Origin of the sequence: Catenibacillus scindens, assembly GCF_014202115.1 — a bacterium.
Taxonomy (GTDB): Bacteria; Bacillota; Clostridia; order Lachnospirales; family Lachnospiraceae; genus Catenibacillus; species Catenibacillus scindens.
This window is the reverse complement of record NZ_JACHFW010000004.1, coordinates 231,423-248,954: the sequence shown is the minus strand read 5'-3', so window position 1 is coordinate 248,954 and position 17,532 is coordinate 231,423. Positions and strand designations below refer to the sequence as shown.

Sequence of the window (17,532 nt, the reverse complement as noted above, 5' to 3'; positions counted from 1 at the left end):
AGTTTGTATGGCGGAACCGATACTGTTATCAGGAAGTGGTTTAGTTTTTTCGTTGACAAACACACATAAATCAGTTAAGCTATTTTTAGAAGCTGTACGACTGGCGGAAGCAGGGAACTGCAAGGGAGTATAGCAGGAAAAGAGTGTCGACCGCCTGGGCCAAATGAATGACAGGGATGTATTCCCTGTGATTTAATACAGCCCGGGCGGTTTGTTTTTGCAAGGAGGAAAAAGATATGGAGAAACTTTCCATCGCCAATGAATTAGCATCCAACGCCTATCCCGGACGTGGGATTATTATCGGGAAAACACCGGATGGAACAAAAGCAGTGACCGCGTATTTTATTATGGGCAGAAGTGAGAACAGTCGAAACCGGGTTTTTGTGGAGGATGGCGAAGGTATCCGCACACAGGCATTTGATGAGTCAAAATTGGTGGATCCAAGTCTGATTATTTACGCGCCGGTGCGTGTCCTTGGCAATAAGACGATTGTCACCAACGGCGATCAGACCGATACCATCTATGAGATGATGGATAAGCAGATGACATTTGAGCAGGCGCTGCGCACAAGAGAGTTTGAACCGGACGCCCCCAACTATACTCCACGGATTTCCGGTATCATGCATATTGAAAATGGCACATACAATTATGCCATGTCTATTTTAAAAAGCAATGACGGCGATCCTTCCGGCTGCTGCCGTTTTACCTTTGCTTACAATAATCCAACCGCCGGAGAAGGACATTTTATCCACACTTATAAGTGCGACGGCAACCCTCTGCCAAGTTTTGAGGGTGAACCAAAAAGGGTGGATGTGGACAATGATATCGACACATATACAAAGCTTTTATGGGAAAATCTTAACGAGGACAATAAAGTTTCCCTTTTTGTGAGATACATTGATATTGCCACAGGAAAGTATGAGACACGTATTGTCAATAAGAACTGATGTAACTTTTCAGCCGCGTAAGCGGCGGTAAAGCTGTGTTAGCTGCGGGAATCCGAGATTCATGGCTGAATAGTTACGAACTGTTAAGGTTTTGGAGGAATAATATAATGAAAGAATTAGAATTAAAATACGGATGTAACCCAAATCAGAAACCTTCCAGAATTTATATGAATGAAGGGGAACTTCCTATCACTGTATTAAATGGCAAGCCGGGATATATTAACTTTCTGGACGCATTTAACGGATGGCAGCTTGTACGTGAGTTAAAGCAGGCCACCGGACTTCCGGCCGCCACATCATTTAAACATGTATCTCCTGCAGGAGCAGCGGTAGGCCTTCCCCTGACCGATGTTGAACGCAAGATCTACTGGGTGGATGACATGGGCGAACTTACACCTATGGCCAGCGCTTACGCCAGAGCCAGAGGCGCGGACCGTATGTCCTCCTTCGGCGATTTTATCTCCCTCTCTGATGTGTGCGACGTGGCTACAGCTAAGTTAGTGAAGAGAGAAGTTTCCGATGGTATTATTGCTCCGGGCTATGAGCCGGAAGCTCTGGAAATTTTAAAGTCCAAGAAAAAAGGCAATTACAATGTTATTCAGATTGATCCCAACTTCCGTCCAAATCCTGTGGAGCATAAGGAAGTGTTCGGTATCACTTTTGAGCAGGGCAGAAATGAGTTAAAGATTGACAAAGATATGCTGACCAATATTGTCACAGAGAATAAGGATCTCCCTGAGTCAGCCAAGATTGACCTGATCATTGCCCTGATCACTTTAAAATATACCCAGTCCAACTCTGTATGTTATGCCAAAGGCGGCCAGGCCATCGGCATCGGCGCCGGCCAGCAGTCCAGAATCCACTGCACACGTCTGGCGGGACAGAAGGCGGACAACTGGTTTTTACGTCAGTCTCCTAAGGTACTTGGTCTTCAGTTTGTGGATAAGATCGGCCGGGCTGACAGAGATAACGCCATCGACCTCTATATCGGCGAGGACTACATGGACGTCCTGGCGGACGGCGCATGGGAGAAGATCTTTAAGGTAAAACCGGAAGTGTTTACAAAAGAGGAGAAACGGGCATGGCTGGATCAGATGCAGGATGTGGCCTTAGGTTCCGACGCATTCTTTCCATTTGGCGACAATATTGAGCGGGCCCACAAGAGCGGCGTGAAATATGTGGCTCAGCCGGGCGGCTCTATCCGCGACGATAATGTTATTGAGACATGTAATAAATATGGCATGGTGATGTGCTTTACCGGTATCCGTCTGTTCCACCATTAATGACTGAGGAGGCGCCGCAAAATCATCCATAGCGGATGATTTTGCGGCGCCTCCTTTTTGTTTTGGCTATGGATACGGTAGCCTGTAAATAAAAAGTCAAGGGTACCGTACAAAAAAGGCTGCTATACGGTCGAGATTGGGCTTCTTCCGAATCCTACGGTATAAAAACGCCCTATCTTACGGTCGCAGATGACGATTATGGAAATTCAAGGGTACTGAATCCCTGATTTGTACGGCCTTAAATGGGATTTTAGCAAATCCGAGGGTACCGGCATCACTTTTTGTACGGCCTAAAATGGGATTCTCGAAATTCCAAGTGTTTTGTTCCCCTGTTTTGTACGGTTGGGAATGCGGGTCCCGCAATTTTGAGGGTAACACCCCGCATTTTGTACGGTGAGGAATGAGAAAATGGACATTGCTTCATAGATGAGTCATCATCGGTTTTGCAACGCCCCCAAATTTTGATGACCAGTTTTTTTAAAATAGGCAATATTAAAACTATTTCGCCGGATGTGAAATCCTGGCGATTTTTTTTGACCTTTTTTCAGGATACAATAGGGCTGTGAATGAAAAAGGAAGGTGTAGCCGATGAAGATTTTTGTAAGAAACCCATTTTTTTACAAAACCCTGGCGGTTCTTGCCGTTCCCATTGCCCTTCAGTCCATGATTACTGTCGGCGTGAATATGACCGATAATGTGATGCTGGGGACGTTGGGCGAGGTTAAAATGAGCGGCGCGACCCTGGCCAATAACTTTATTTCTATTTTTCAGTGCTGTTGTATGGGATTTGGCATGGGAGCCAGTGTGCTGACCAGCCGGTTCTGGGGCATGAAAAATATGGACAGCCTGAAAAAGTCCGTTGTGCTTATGATGCGGGGAGTGGCTGTGTTATCCACGTTTTTTGCCCTTGCCACCCTTTTGTTTCCGTCAGTGATTATGGGATTATTTACCAACGATCCCCAGGTTATTGCCGCTGGCGTGGATTACTTTATGATTTCCATTCCCAATTACTATCTTCTTGGTTTTTCACTGACCACAAGTCTTGTGCTGCGAAGCGTAGGAAAAGCCAATATCCCGTTGTTTTCGTCCATTGTCGCTTTTTTTATTAATGTCTTTTTTAACTGGGTGTTTATTTTCGGAAATCTGGGAGCCCCAAGACTTGAAGTACGGGGCGCGGCTCTTGGGACGCTGATCGCCCGCGTGTTTGAGTTTTGCTTTATTATGGGATTCTTTTTCTTTAAGGAAGACCATATCCGTATGAAAATCCGGGACCTGAAAATGAAATGTAAGGATCTTCTTGGAGAATATATACGGATTGCCATGCCGGTGCTTGTCAGCGATACTCTTCTTGGTATCGGTAACAGCGCGGTGTCGGCGGTTATGGGACATATTGGCGCTACTTTTGTGGCGGCCAACGCCATTACAAGTGTGACCCAGCAGCTTTCCACAGTAGTCATACAGGGCATTGCCCAGGCAAGCTGTATTATGACAGGAAATACTCTTGGGGAGGGGGACGCCGATAAAGCGCAGGAGCAGGGCGTTACCTTTGCGGCTCTGGGATTTATTATCGGGGTTGTGGGTTGTCTTCTTGTTCTTGTACTGAAAAATCCCATTATCAGCCTCTATAACATTACTGAGGAAACACGGCTTCTGGCCAATCAGCTTATGGACGCCATGGGCATTGTGATTATTTTCCAGGCTATGAACAGTATTCTCACAAAAGGGCTGCTGCGAGGGGGCGGCGACACACGTTTCCTTATGGTGGCGGATATTCTGTTTTTATGGTGCGTCAGCATTCCACTGGGCGCCCTGGCAGGGTTGTCCTGGCAGTGGAGCGGCTTTGCCGTATTTATTTGCCTGAAGCTGGATCAGTTTATTAAAGCCGTATGGTGTCTGGGACGGCTGAAAAGCCGGAAATGGATTAAAAAGATCAAGCCGGCAAAGGAACCGGAAACCGGAGAAAAAACTGTGGCAAATATAGCCACGGATTAAAATAATAGAAGAAAGAAGGTAGAACATATGCCCATCAGACAAACCAAAATTTCAACTGGAGTGGTACAGGGAGTTGCCTGCGGCAATCCAAGAATTACTGTTTTTAAGGGAATCCCTTATGGGGATACCACCGGCGGCGCCAACCGTTTCTGTCCGCCAAAGCCGCCAAAGCCATGGGACGGAGTGCGGGTGTGCGATACATTTTCAGAAATCTGTATGCAAAGAAGCGGTCCCTTTGGCCTGCCCTTCGCGGATTTCTTCCGAAAGGAATTTTATCCTTTTGAGCAAAAAGCCGGGGACGACTGTCTCAAGCTGAATGTATGGACGCCGGCGGAAACAACAGAGGATAAGCTTCCGGTTATGTTCTGGATTCACGGCGGCGGCCTGGGAAGCGGCTATGGCCATGAAATGGAATTTGACGGTGAAGCCCTTTGTAAAGAAGGAGTCGTTCTTGTGACCATTAACTACCGGGTGAACTACTTTGGATTTTTCGCCCATCCGGATCTCTCGGCAGAAAGCCCGGACGGGGTTTCCGGAAACTACGGTATGCTGGATCAGATCGCTGCCCTTGAATGGGTACAAGAAAATATTAAAGCTTTTGGCGGCGATCCGGACAATGTGACGATTTTTGGACAGTCTGCCGGGGGAGGCTCCGTAGTATCTCATCTGTCCACAGAAAGAACCGACGGACTGTTTCATAAAGCCATTATTCAGAGCGGTTCTTTTGGCGTAATGTCTTACGCCATGACCACCACATTAAAGGACGCCCAGGACTGGGGGGTCAAAGTCTGCGATTATCTTGGAAAGACTGTTGAAGATCTGCGGCAGATGCCGGTGGAGGCGTTTTATGACGCGGTGGCGGAAGCGGAACAGGTTGTGGGGCCATTTCCACGCCAGTGTATTGACAATGTTTTATATAAGGAAGCGCCGGGCATGGCTCTTTTAAAGGGACATATGAAAAATGTGCCGATAATTACCGGAGCGGTAAAAGGAGATACCGGTCTTCCAATGTCCGCCAGCCTGGACTGGCTGGAAGGGATTCCTGTGGAAAATATGGTGATTTTAGGTGACGCGGCTATTGGCTGTAAGCAGGCTCAGGAGGGAAGGATTCCCGCCTATGTATACTTTATGGACGCTTATATCCCCGATGGGGACGAGTATCATTTTGTTCCTGACGGGGAAGCCTATCACTCCGCGGAGCTGTGGTATGTGTTCGGCACTTTGAACCGGTGCTGGCGCCACTTTGACGGACGTCACTACGATCTGTCTTACGCCATGATCAAATACTGGACCAATTTCGCCAAAACCGGCAATCCCAATGGCGACGGCCTTCCAGTGTGGGATCCGGTAACAAAGGAATCCGAAACCCGGCTTTATATGAGCGAGAATGATATCCGTCCGGAAAAAATCGACTATATGGACATTCTGGAAGAGCGGATGTTTAAGATGAAAGAATAAAGGTTTTCCACGGAAATACACAATTTTTCACCATGGTCAATTTTATGACTTTGCCATAAATATGAAATCCTGGCGATTTCTATTTTATAAATCTGTGTCTATAATAAGCTCAACACCGGAAAGGAGGGTAGACAAAAAACTCTTTTACCAATTTTAAAATAAACGAAGAATGGGGGAATTACATCTATGGAAATGCGTACACGTATTTTAAGCAGATTAAGCAACTATGAGGTGGAGGACTATCTGGAACGTAATGACATTATTTTTATTCCCGTAGGCCCAACGGAAATGCACGGGCGCTGCCCGCTGGAAATTGAATATGTGGGGCCTCTGGGAATGGCCATTGCCATGGCGGAGAAAGTGGACGGGCTTGTCTTAGACGGGCTGAAATACTTTTATAACGGCTCCTGCGCTACCGGAAAGGGGACGGTGCGTATGAGTGTTCACGACGGTTATATGTATTTAAAGGCCATTGCCTATTCTCTGATGAGCCAGGGATTTAAGCGGCAGATTTATGTTACGGGCCACGGCACGTCCGAGCTGACACTGGGCGCTCTGGTGGGGGATTTCTTTGACGAAACAAAACGCCCCATCGCCTGGATTGACCAGATGACGGTGACTGCTTTCGCAAGAACCCGGCTTGGCCCGGAAGAATCGGCAAAATATAATAATTTTGAGGATGTGACCTACGGTTCTTATGCCATTACCGGACAGAAGGAAGACCTGATTATTGATCCCAACTGCGAACCAAGGGAAAAGCGCGGAGAGACGTTTAAGCCGGGACACAATACCTTCCAGGGACTTCCGGAAAGTCTGCAAAATATATCCCATATTATTAACTTCGGAAGCTTTGCCTACTCCATCGGCTTTTATATGGGAGATATTCAGGATCACGGCGGCGCTCAGGGCGCTTTTTCATCAGCGGAGGAAAGAGATGCGGTTTGCGCCAGCGGACTGGAGCAGTTACGAAAGGTGGTCGACGCTGTGGATATGCCTTTGTTTGTCAAACAGATGGCAGATCAGGCAGAATATACAAATACCGTAATCAAGGAAAAATTTGGAAAAACATTACCTAAAAATAAAATCAGCGATTGGGTATAAGATGTAAACCGATAAGAGGAGAAGTATATGAAGAAACGGATATTAGCTCTTTTTTTGGTAATGATTATGGCGGCCGGCGCTCTTTACGGCTGCGGTAACGATAATGACTACGATAAAGGAAAAGACAGCGGCGATTCGGGCCAGGCAGGCAGCCAGGCGGCGGATGCCGACGAAGAGCCTTATGAGCTTGTGGTAGAGCTTATCGGCTCCGGCGTATCTCAGCCGGATGTGGAGATGGTTCAGGACGCCATTAATGAGATTACCGTTCCTGCCATTAACTGTACGGTGAAGTTCCGTGAAATTACTATCGCCGACCATGCCACCCAGATCGGTCTTCTTGGTTCTGACGGGGATCGGATGGACATTATCTTTGTAGGATACACCACCAGTATGTCCGATCTTGTAGCCAACGGTCTGTTAGTGGGACTTGGGGATCTTCTTGAAGAGTACGCCCCGGAAATGCTGGAAAAGGCCGGTGTTTTAATGGAAGCCTGCTATGTGGGCGACGACTATTACTGTGTTCCCGGAAACTATTATCCGGCCATCGAAGACACGGTCGTTTATGATGCGGATACATTTGAGCAGTATAATATTGAAATTCCTGAAAATCCTGAAAACTCCTATGAATATAAAAATGCCCTCTTCCAGAATATTATGGACAGTGATTTTGGCGGCTATGCTTACTCTGCCGGCGATGGCGTTTCTTTAAATATCACCGGCCTTCATTTTGATAAGCTTGGCTCATCTATGGGATCAGACGGGGTGTATGGCGTCTTAATGGATATGGCCAATGATACGGAAATTGTAAATATTTTTGATACGGACGAATATCTTCAGGAATGCCTTCAGTTAAGAGAATGGTGGGAAAACGGCGTCATGGTGCCGGACTCCCTTACCAGCGGAACAAACTTTGTGGCAGCTATGCAGGCCAGACAGGTTATTGCCAACATCGCGTCGGTCAATGCTACTTATGTTCCAAACAATAAAAAGATTACCGGCGTGGAAACGGAAGGTATCAACTTTGGAGATACTTACCTTACAGGAACAAGTATTCCGGAATACGGCCTTGGCGTTACAGTGACCAGCGAGCGTCCCGATAAGGCGGTTCAGTTCCTCAATCTTGTTATGACCAACGCGGAACTGGCCAATCTGATGAACTATGGTATTGAAGGGGTTCATTATGAAAAGGTCAGCGAGCATATTATTGACTATCCGGAAGGCGTAGACGCCAGCAACGTGGGCTACGGTATTCAGATTGTGTCCTTTGGCGACAGCGCGGAAATTTACCAGAGAGCGCCATTTACTGAAGAGTGGTATGAGACGCTGGATCAGTACAGCGCGGAAAATGCCCAGCTTTCTCAGGCCTTTGGATATGTATTTGATTCTTCTTCTGTAAGAACTCAGGTCGCTGCGGTTTCTTCTGTTATCGGCGAGTACAATCCGTCCTTAATGTGCGGTATGGTAGAAGACGTGGAAGGCCGTGTGGAAGAGTTCCGGGCTGCCTTAAAGACAGCGGGAATTGACGACATCATTGCGGAAAATCAGCGCCAGTTTGATGAATGGCGCGCGTCTAAAGCCAAGTAAGTTGCAGGTTGGAGGTTGAGGTAAGGGATGGATACATTAGTTGTAACAAAAAAAGGAGGGCGGTGGCGAAAGTTTAAAAAGTCGATCCCGTTTTATCTGATGGGACTGCCCGCTATGATTTACATCATTATTAATAATTATATGCCCCTTTATGGCCTGCAGATCGCCTTTAAAGACTACCGGGTCATTGACGGGATTACCGGCAGCACCTGGTGCGGCCTGAAAAACTTTGAGTTTCTCTTTGCCTCCGACGCCTGGCGGATTACAAGAAACACCGTAGGATACCAGTTTACATGGCTGATTTTAAATACGATTATCTCTGTGTTTCTGGCCATTTTTCTTAATGAAGTGATTGGCAGGCGAGCAAAAAAGTTTTTCCAGTCTTTGATTATGCTCCCTTACCTGATTTCCTTTGTTATTTTAGCGTATGTTGTCTTTGTATTTTTAAGCGACACCGGTATTCTTAATACGTTCCTTGGCCTGTTTGGTATAGATAAGATCAGTTGGTATACGGAGCCAAAATACTGGCCCATTATACTGACCATTGTCAATAGCTGGAAGAGTGTTGGATTTAATACGATTATTTATCTTTCCACACTGGTTGGCTTCGGGAAGGAGTATTATGAAGCGGCGGAGTTAGACGGCGCCGGAAAATGGAAACAGGTAACAAAGATTACCATTCCCATGTTAAAACCCACAATCATTATGATGGTCACTTTGGGAATGGGCATGATCTTCCGCTCCGACTATTCCCTGTTCTACCAGGTTACCAGAAACTCCGGTATGCTCTATGAAGTGACGGATACGATTGATACTTATGTTTTCCGGGCGCTCACATCGGGAACCAATATGGGCATGTCCTCGGCGGCAGCTTTTTACCAGTCCATTGTATGCTTTGTCATGGTGATGATCTTTAACGCCATTGTGCGTAAGATCAGCCGGGAAGACGCCATTTTTTAGAAGGGAGGAACGGATATGACGTTACTGAAGAAAAAGAACCGGTTTGTGTTACTTTCTTATATTATTTTAACCCTCGTCGCTATTGCCATTATTGTTCCTTTCTGGATTCTCTTCGCGGCGTCTTTTACCGATGAGAGCTGGGCGGTGAACCACGGCTTCAGCCTGATTCCAGGGAAATGGTCCACACTGGCCTATCAGTATGTGTTAAGCCGGTGGGAGACTTTTGGAAAAGCGTATCTGATTACCATTTGCGTTACGGTGTGCGGCGTGATTCTCTGTCTTGTGGTGACTGCCCCATGTGCCTATATGCTGTCTAAGAAAGACCTTTTCGGGCGGCGGGTGATCTCCTTCCTGTTAATTTTTACCATGCTGTTTAACGGCGGTATGATTGCCAGCTATGTCAACTATACTCAGATTTTCCATCTGAAAAACTCGTATCTGGCCTATATTATACCGAATCTGGTAACCAGCGCCTACACGATCATGCTTGTCCGATCTTATTTTCAGAGTTCTATACCGGATGAGTTGTATGAGTCGGCCCGTATTGACGGGGCTTCAGAGTTTGGCTGTTTTATTCGTATTGCCATCCCTCTGGCCAAGCCGATTCTGGCCACCATCGCTTTAATGCAGGGAATCGCCTACTGGAATGACTGGCAGAATGGTACATACTATATCAGCGATTATGGCAAGTGGGGTATTATGAACGTGTTAAACAGTATTAATAACAGCGCCAGCTATCTGTCAACGCTGACGACCCAAAGCGAGGGCGTGCCGACCACCACCATGCGTCTGGCCATTGCCGTCATCGGAATACTGCCTTTAATTTGTATTTATCCTTTATTCCAGAAATACTTTGTCAAAGGTATTACAATGGGAGCTATTAAAGGCTGAAACTTAACAATTAAAAAAATAAGCAACAGTCCGGCAGATTTTGCCGGACTGTTGTAAAATGGAGGAAAATTCATGTCTGAGATAAAAATGAGAACACGGATGCTTCCCAGTATGACCAATTATGAGGTGGAGCATTATCTGACGCGAAATGATATTATTTTTGTTCCTGTGGGGGTCAATGAAATGCACGGGGCCATGCCTCTGGATATTGAATATGTCATGGCAGAGGCCTACTCCCGCCTGATGGCGGAGCAGGTAGACGGCCTTGTCCTTCCAAACCTGGTCTATTTTACCGCCGGAGGGACAGTCATTGGCCGGGGAACGGTGTATATGAATATGCTGGACAGTATGAATTACTTAAAAAGTATCTGTTACAGCCTGCAAAATCAGGGATTTCGCCGGATCATTCTTGTGCCGGCTCACGGGGACAGTAAAATCATTATTAACGCGGTCATCAGCCAGTTTTTTGATGAGACAAAATGCCCCATGCTGTTTTTAGATCCGAGAGACGCTCTTAACAGAAACGGGGTTAAACTGCCCAGGCGTGATTTTTGTGATACAGATACGGTGACCCATGAGGATCATGTTGGCTGCGCCACGCTGGATCTTGGCTGCTATCAGATCTGCGGCCGCATTGACGACGTACCCACCGGAGAGGAAGTCAACCACCAGCCAGGCTCTTTATGTGACGCGGCTCTTGGGAATCCCGACAAGTGGCCTTTTGAGCCCATTGAAGGCTTTGATACCCTCCATGAGCTTCTTGGAACCTATATGCCTACGGCCATTTATTTTAAAGACTGGTCCAATCACGGCAGCCAGCCACTGCCTCTGACCAGGGAAGATGTGCGAAGAGAAGGGGCCATCGGGGAAAAGCTTCTTCGGGAAGCTTTTGAAAAGGTAAACTGGAAGAAGTACACCGACGGTCTGAGAAAAGCCGACCGGTTTTTCCAGGAAGTGGTGCTTCCAAAATACGGGGACGTCTTGCCTAAAAACAAGTTTTATCCGAATTTTTACAAGTAAGGGGGAACACAACAATGATGCCAGATGTGATCGGGACATGCTACGGAAAAGTGGAAGGAGTTCATGGAAATAACGCCGGCATTATGGTCTATAAGGGAATCCCCTATGCTGCCCCGCCGGTGGGAAAGCTGCGGTTTATGCCCCCTGTTTCTCCGGAAAAATGGGACGGGATACGTAAGTGTCATGAGTTTTCAAAAATCAGTCTTCAGCCCCGGCCAATGAGCGGCACGCCATTCGGAGATTTTTTTATTAAAGAATTTTATCCATATAAAGAGCCGCAAAGTGAAGACAGCCTGTATCTTAATGTATGGACGCCGGCAGACAGCGCCGGCGACAGACTTCCGGTGTGGCATTCCTATGGGAAGGGACAGCGGGGAATTATGCGGTTTAATGAAAATCAGACAGGGATGATCTTTAGAACCGGAAGGGAAATAGACATGATTACAGAATATCTTATAAAAGAACAATAAAGCGGACATTTGATGATTACAGTCTTTTTTGTCACAGTTCGGTTGCAGGGACAGGCTTCCGGGCTGTGATTGCTTTTTCGGGGATTTCGCACAAATTGACTATTTTTTTTGGATGGATTATAATAAAATATATTCAAAAAGGAGAAGACTGGATGTGCGGGGTGTAAAAATGAAGGAAAAAACTGCAAAAGAAAAAAAAATACAGAGATATATGTTAAAAACCTACCTGGTGATGGCATTTATCTCTGTTTTTGTCGGTCTGCTTCTGTGTATATTTATGGTCATCCGGGCCGGACGGTCCATTGTCCAGTCATCACAGGGAGAACTGGAAAAAGCCAAGCTTGCCATGGACAATATTTTTGGCCATATGGAAGATGTGCTGGATCAGATCTGTAAGGACAACCAGGTAGTGAGTATCGCTGATTTTTCGCCGGAACCCTACTATTACGGGGAAACCCTGATGGAAGTACTGGATTTGCTCCATTCCTTTGAAAGCAATATGGAGCTTTATGAAGAGATTGACAATATCTATTTTGTAGATGCCGCGTTGACTACCATGATAGGCAGTCAGGATATCTATCATGACGGAGAGTGTACGGCGCTTCTTGAGGACATGGGTCTTGACGGGGAATTTTTCACGACACAGGTAACACCGGACAAGGCGGCGCTTTATGTGATTCACAGTGGAACGTCCCAGGCACGGCTGTTTATGATTCAGGGGGTGTATAAAAGCTCTTATACAGTTCCGGATGCTTATATCCTTCTGGAAGGAGACATGGCATATATCGTGTCCATGTTAAATTTGTTTACATCAGAAGACGGCGGTATCTGTTATCTTGTCAGTGAGGAAACCGGCTATATCGGGACAGATTCTGAGGGAGCGCGGATGGTGGAAGCAGAAGGCCCCGGATGGGAAAGCGGGGGATTTACTTTTAACAGAGTTCCCTATACCTGTTCGGTTGCGGATTCTGTTTTTGGGGGACTGAAATACGTCTATGTGATTCCGGCGCTTTCCTACTATGAAGAAGCCCTGATTGTGGTGGGCTTTACCGTTATTAGTACAGTGGCTCTCCTTGTGTCCAGTGTGATTCTTGCCTGGCGGTTTACAAGAAAAAATATGGAGCCTCTGGAAAGGATGTCCGCTGTTTTAAGTGAATCCGGAGATCACGGCGCTCCCACGTCCTATGATCAGATGTTGCGGGATTTGTCGGCTCTTAACACCAAGGTGAAGGATTATGAAAAGGATCAGGATAAAAATGAGCTGTCTCAGATTCTTCTTGGTCAGGAAAAAGACCGGAAGAAGCTGATGGCCTATGAGGCCCAGTATAAGGATCAGATCGGGGACGGTTTTTATATTTTTGGAATACGGCTGGAAAATATTAACGAGCTTTCCGACGCCAATGTGCTGACCTTTTGCGTGCGGAATGTTTTCGGGGAGATTTTGGCGGAGCATGTGTTGTTATATCCTGTGGAAGGCTGGGACCGGGTGTATTTTCTTCTCCAGGGAGAGGAGAAGCTTCTCAGGGAAAAGATTGACCGGGCGATTTCCTATGTGGACGGGCAGCTTTCCATTGAAGTGGCCTGCGGCGTCAGCAGCTTTACGTCTTCCTTCCAGAAAATCGTGGAGGAAAAATTTCACGCCGATTATATGATCGAATATGTGGAGCTGACCCCGGAGCTTCGGCGGCAGATGTGGTATAGTGAGTCCGGAGGGGACGCCCATCTTAATCCCCAGGACTTCCGCTCGGATCTTAACCGGCTGATTCATCAGATTCTGATTCAGGATTATGTGGGAAGCCGGAAGCTCCTGGAAAAGATATGGACAGAGCATATTTACGTCCCGGATATGAAGCCGGACCGGAGCAAGAGCCGGATGCAGTCGGTACGCTATATTGTTCAGATCCCTTTTCGGGAGCGGTTTGGCAACAGTGAATATGCGAACCCGGAGCGAACCCTTTATGAGATGTATAAAACCGCGGATACAATGCTGGCCAGGATGGAGGAACAGGAAGAACCGGATACGGATGGAAGATCCACCTTTGAGCAGCTTAGGGAATATATTATTTCCAATGCCACAGATCCGTCCATTACCGCGGGAAGTGTCTGCGACGCTTTCCATCTGACGGCCTCCTACGCTTCAGGAATGTATAAAAAGTATGCCGGAGAAGGGATTTTGGACGCGATTCATAAGGAGCGGATACGCCAGGCCAAAAGCCTGTTAAAAAACGGAATGTCGGTACAGGATACGGCCAGAAAGGTGGGCTATCTGGATGCCAGAGGTTTTATACGCACCTTTAAAAAGTATGAGGGAATTACGCCTGGACAATATAAAAATATATAGGAGGCGGGGCTGTTGAAAAGAAGACGTGTTTTTTTGCTGATACTGACCCTGCTTTTGGGGGGAACGGCCTGCCATCCGTCATCGGCGCCGGATATTGGCGTGGCGCAGACAAAAGATGAGAGCATGGCGGACAGGCTGAAGCTGTCGGTGTTTTATGAGGAAGACACCAGTATGGCCATTGCGGAATATGATGAAAATGCCACCATACAGAAGATGGAGGAAGCTTTTAATATCGACTTTGAGTTTTATCATCCTTCCTGGGGGAGCGAGAGCCAGACCGTGGGGGATATGTTTTCTTCCGGGGACTTTTGCGATATCTTATATCTGTCCGGAAATTATAATTATAAAGGCGGGGACGAGGCGGCTATTGAAGACGGGGTTTACCGGGACCTGACGGCCCTGGCAGAAGCGTATATGCCCAATTACTATGCCCTTATTTCATCCGATGAAACCTTACGTCGGGCGGCTTACAATGACGATGGGAAGATTGTAGGACTTTTAGTGATTCCCTATGATCTGACAGAGGAGAAGGCAGATTCGCCGGTGACCATGGGCGGGCTTATGGTGCGCAAAGACTGGCTGGAAGAGGCCGGGCTGGATGTGCCGGTGACCTATAAAGACTGGGAGGAAATGCTGACCGTATTTAAAGACAGCTACGGCTGTACTCAGCCCTTTTATATGCCCGGTATGGGGTACAACAAGCAGTTTCCCGGATTTTCCGCCGGTCTGGGAGCCATCCCTTCCATGCAGATGAAAGACGGGAAGGTGGTCTATGGGACGGCCACGGAAGGATGGAAGGCTTATATTACTTTAATGGCCGACTGGTATGCCAGGGGGCTTATTGGGGCCGAGTATGTGGTCAATGATATTTACGGTATTGATGCCCAGGCCTGTATCCGGGAGGAATCCGGAGCCATGCTTTCTATTTATTATTATGCCGGCGAAATGGAGGCTCAGATTGGCGGAGACGCGGAGTTTTGCGCTGTTTTGTATCCGGTGACTGAGGAAGGACAGATCTCGCCAGGAAAAGACCGGCTGGATATTTTGGGCAAACGGAAAATATATGTGACTACCGGGGTGACGGATGAGGAGCTTCCCCATGTTTTAAGCTTTCTGGACCAGTTATACGATCCTGAAACCGCTTTTGATTTAAACTATGGTGTTGAGGGGGAAGACTACATCTACAATGACGCCGGGAAGATTGCGTTTACGGAGAAAATTACCGGAAGCGGGGAGTACACGCCCCGTCAGATGATGGAGGGAAGTCTTCTTCCCACAGCACTGATGGGGCTAAAGGATAGCCGGAGAGATCTTACCGGGATATCTGAGGAAGAAATACAGATGTGTGAAACATGGGCAAAGGACGGGGAAGATATTTATATACCGTCAGTGACGCTGACCGCCGCCGAACAGGAGATTTACGACAGAGTTATGCTGGATATTGAGCCTTATATGAAGGAAATGACCAACCGGATGATTGTGGGCGCCTCGGATATTGATAAAGAGTGGGACCGCTATATTGAGACAATGGCGCAGATGGGTCTTGAAGACGCGGTAAAGTGTTATCAGGACGCTTATAACCGGTATATGCACCGATAGGGTACTGCGGGCATTTTGCCTAAAATTGATAAAAATATTAAAAAATGTATACCGTCCCGGAGTTTTCGTGTATAATGGGTGTAGTTCGTAAAGCGAGGTGAATGGATATGATTTGCAGTCATTGTGGGACGGACAACAAAGACGACGCCATAAAATGCGTCCAATGTGGTGAGCCACTGAAGCCTGCGGCGGATAAAACAGAAGAAAAGAAGTCCAACGCTTCTTCCCGTATCCGAAAGATTTCTGTGGAGCGGGAGGAAACAAGACGGCTGGAAAAGGGGAAAAAGTCCAGGAAGGCCTCTGTGGACGGGAGGACCGGGGAGCTGCCGGATCTGTCACGGCACAGCCGGGGAGCTGCCATTGAAGACACACTGGATCTTACCAATTTCCATCTGGATGAAATAGAGCTTAAAGAAGAAAGTCTTGACGACAGTGATTTTGACGGGGAACCCATTTTCCTGGAAGGGGATGTGACCGACGGGGACACTCTTCCCACACCGGAACCGTTGCCCCCTTCCGGCGGGAGCAGTGACGGCTTTCGTAGAAAGAAGCGGTGGCTGTGGATTCTTATTGGCCTTGTAGCCGCGGCGCTCCTTATTGTTCTGTGTTCTGTGCTGATTTCATCACGCAAAGGCAGCGCCGGATATGCGGATCTGATTTTGGAGGGAAACAGGTATTTCCAGGAAGGAGACTATACGGCGGCAAGAGAATGCTATGAAGACGCCATCAGAGCTAATCCCAAAGGGACGGAGAGCTATCTTGGCCTGGCGGATATTTACGAGGCCCAGGGCGATCTGGCCCAGGGCGCCGAAATTTTGCGCCAGGGAGCCCAGGCTACCGGTAACAGTGATTTGCTGGAACAGGCGAAGGCGCTGGAGGCCGGCAGACCGCGGGAGACCGAGACAACCCCGGCGTCTGATACGGCAGGAACTGAGACAGACGCTCCGGAGGTTTTGTGGGAGACAGCGCCTTTGGATGAGGAGACATCCACGGACAATAGCGACGTGGCCTGGGTACTGGAGCCTTGTGTTGTCGCGGATAATATTTTGCCGGTCATTGGTTGCGCCCAGGGGGACGACGTTTACAGTCTGGATGTGAGCATGATCATCCGGGACGGACAGGCAGGCCTGATCCGGGATGACGGCACAGTAGTGGTAGAGCCGGTGTACCGGTACATTCTGCTGTGCGGTGGAAAGCTTTATGGCATTCTTCCGGATGGCAGCAGCGTCGGGTTTAACAGTGATTATACAGCAGATCCTCAGTCTCCCCACAGTCATACAGGCGCGGTATACAGCTATCTGTGGGATACAAACGATCAGGTGATTTATCGTATTGTCCGTCAGGGGGAAGAGACTTACGTGGAGGAGACGGCCTGTGAGATTGGAGAAAATGTTCTGGTGCCTGTCATTTCCGGGACACGGGAGGACTATACTATTGAAGGCGCCCTTTATGCCGTAGCCGGCTCCGGGGGCCTGGTGACAGATTTTATTTATGAGTCAGCGGCGTCTGTCTCCACGGAAGGCTTCCTTGGCGTCTGCCGTGGGGGCTTATGGGGCTTTTGTAATGGGGAAGGCGTTGAAGTGATTCCCTGTCAGTATGAGGGCTCTAATGCTTTGAACCTGTCGGATTCCGAGGGGATCAGCTATGTTCAGGGCCCGGCATATTCTTATAGCGACGGTCTGGTGGCAGTGAAAAAAGCCGGCATATGGGGGTATCTGGATATGAGCGGCGCAGTGGCCGCGCCCTTTATCTTTCAGGAGGCACGGCCGTCCCATGGCCAGGGCGCCTGGGTGAAATATGAGGATCAGTGGGGAAGGATTTCCCTTGGTCAATAAAAGAGGAACCCCCTCAGTCATCTAATTTGATGATTGAGGGAGTTCCTTTCT

13 protein-coding genes and 1 riboswitch are annotated in these 17,532 nt (G+C 47.8%); all 13 genes read left to right on the top strand.

Annotated elements, in window-relative coordinates; all coding sequences use genetic code 11:
• Positions 1–86 precede the first annotated feature (86 nt).
• Positions 87–167: riboswitch (ZMP/ZTP riboswitch) on the top strand.
• Between the two features lie 69 nt (positions 168–236).
• Positions 237–947 carry an IMP cyclohydrolase gene (locus tag HNP82_RS07380; RefSeq protein ID WP_183772930.1) on the top strand — a complete coding sequence of 237 codons (711 nt, stop codon included), beginning with the start codon at positions 237–239 and terminating at the stop codon, positions 945–947.
• A 107-nt stretch (positions 948–1,054) separates the two neighbouring features.
• On the top strand, positions 1,055–2,230 hold the full coding sequence (locus HNP82_RS07375) for a phosphoribosylaminoimidazolecarboxamide formyltransferase (RefSeq protein WP_183772929.1): 1,176 nt from the start codon (positions 1,055–1,057) through the stop codon (positions 2,228–2,230).
• Between the two features lie 588 nt (positions 2,231–2,818).
• Positions 2,819–4,222, top strand: a complete 1,404-nt coding sequence (locus HNP82_RS07370) for an MATE family efflux transporter (RefSeq protein WP_183772928.1) — start codon at positions 2,819–2,821, stop codon at positions 4,220–4,222.
• A 27-nt stretch (positions 4,223–4,249) separates the two neighbouring features.
• Positions 4,250–5,680, top strand: coding sequence for a carboxylesterase/lipase family protein (locus HNP82_RS17830; RefSeq protein ID WP_207720578.1), 1,431 nt, complete (start codon positions 4,250–4,252; stop codon positions 5,678–5,680).
• 186 nt (positions 5,681–5,866) lie between these two features.
• Entirely contained in the window at positions 5,867–6,781 is a 915-nt protein-coding gene (locus HNP82_RS07360; RefSeq protein WP_183772927.1) for a creatininase family protein, read from the top strand.
• A 27-nt stretch (positions 6,782–6,808) separates the two neighbouring features.
• Entirely contained in the window at positions 6,809–8,365 is a 1,557-nt protein-coding gene (locus tag HNP82_RS07355) for an ABC transporter substrate-binding protein (protein WP_183772926.1), read from the top strand.
• A 27-nt stretch (positions 8,366–8,392) separates the two neighbouring features.
• Positions 8,393–9,325, top strand: a complete 933-nt coding sequence (locus HNP82_RS07350) for an ABC transporter permease (protein ID WP_183772925.1) — start codon at positions 8,393–8,395, stop codon at positions 9,323–9,325.
• 15 nt (positions 9,326–9,340) lie between these two features.
• Positions 9,341–10,216, top strand: a complete 876-nt coding sequence (locus tag HNP82_RS07345) for a carbohydrate ABC transporter permease (protein WP_183772923.1) — start codon at positions 9,341–9,343, stop codon at positions 10,214–10,216.
• A gap of 72 nt (positions 10,217–10,288) precedes the next feature.
• Positions 10,289–11,236, top strand: coding sequence for a creatininase family protein (locus HNP82_RS07340; protein ID WP_183772922.1), 948 nt, complete (start codon positions 10,289–10,291; stop codon positions 11,234–11,236).
• Between the two features lie 14 nt (positions 11,237–11,250).
• A complete protein-coding gene (locus HNP82_RS07335) occupies positions 11,251–11,706 on the top strand; it encodes a carboxylesterase family protein (RefSeq protein WP_183772921.1) in 456 nt (151 codons plus the stop codon).
• Positions 11,707–11,860: 154 nt separating this feature from the next.
• On the top strand, positions 11,861–14,047 hold the full coding sequence (locus HNP82_RS18375; protein ID WP_183772920.1) for a helix-turn-helix transcriptional regulator: 2,187 nt from the start codon (positions 11,861–11,863) through the stop codon (positions 14,045–14,047).
• A 12-nt stretch (positions 14,048–14,059) separates the two neighbouring features.
• Positions 14,060–15,646 (top strand): extracellular solute-binding protein, encoded by a 1,587-nt coding sequence (locus tag HNP82_RS07325; RefSeq protein ID WP_183772918.1) that lies wholly within the window; start codon positions 14,060–14,062, stop codon positions 15,644–15,646.
• Positions 15,647–15,753: 107 nt separating this feature from the next.
• Positions 15,754–17,481, top strand: coding sequence for a WG repeat-containing protein (locus HNP82_RS07320; RefSeq protein ID WP_183772917.1), 1,728 nt, complete (start codon positions 15,754–15,756; stop codon positions 17,479–17,481).
• Positions 17,482–17,532: the final 51 nt, after the last annotated feature.

Coding starts and splice junctions, on each gene's coding strand:
- HNP82_RS07335 (WP_183772921.1), top strand. CDS start 11,251: ATGATGCCAGATGTGATCGGGACATGCTACGGAAAAGTGGAAGGAGTT.
- HNP82_RS07355 (WP_183772926.1), top strand. CDS start 6,809: ATGAAGAAACGGATATTAGCTCTTTTTTTGGTAATGATTATGGCGGCC.
- HNP82_RS17830 (WP_207720578.1), top strand. CDS start 4,250: ATGCCCATCAGACAAACCAAAATTTCAACTGGAGTGGTACAGGGAGTT.
- HNP82_RS07340 (WP_183772922.1), top strand. CDS start 10,289: ATGTCTGAGATAAAAATGAGAACACGGATGCTTCCCAGTATGACCAAT.
- HNP82_RS07380 (WP_183772930.1), top strand. CDS start 237: ATGGAGAAACTTTCCATCGCCAATGAATTAGCATCCAACGCCTATCCC.
- HNP82_RS07370 (WP_183772928.1), top strand. CDS start 2,819: ATGAAGATTTTTGTAAGAAACCCATTTTTTTACAAAACCCTGGCGGTT.
- HNP82_RS07345 (WP_183772923.1), top strand. CDS start 9,341: ATGACGTTACTGAAGAAAAAGAACCGGTTTGTGTTACTTTCTTATATT.
- HNP82_RS07350 (WP_183772925.1), top strand. CDS start 8,393: ATGGATACATTAGTTGTAACAAAAAAAGGAGGGCGGTGGCGAAAGTTT.
- HNP82_RS07320 (WP_183772917.1), top strand. CDS start 15,754: ATGATTTGCAGTCATTGTGGGACGGACAACAAAGACGACGCCATAAAA.
- HNP82_RS07375 (WP_183772929.1), top strand. CDS start 1,055: ATGAAAGAATTAGAATTAAAATACGGATGTAACCCAAATCAGAAACCT.
- HNP82_RS07360 (WP_183772927.1), top strand. CDS start 5,867: ATGGAAATGCGTACACGTATTTTAAGCAGATTAAGCAACTATGAGGTG.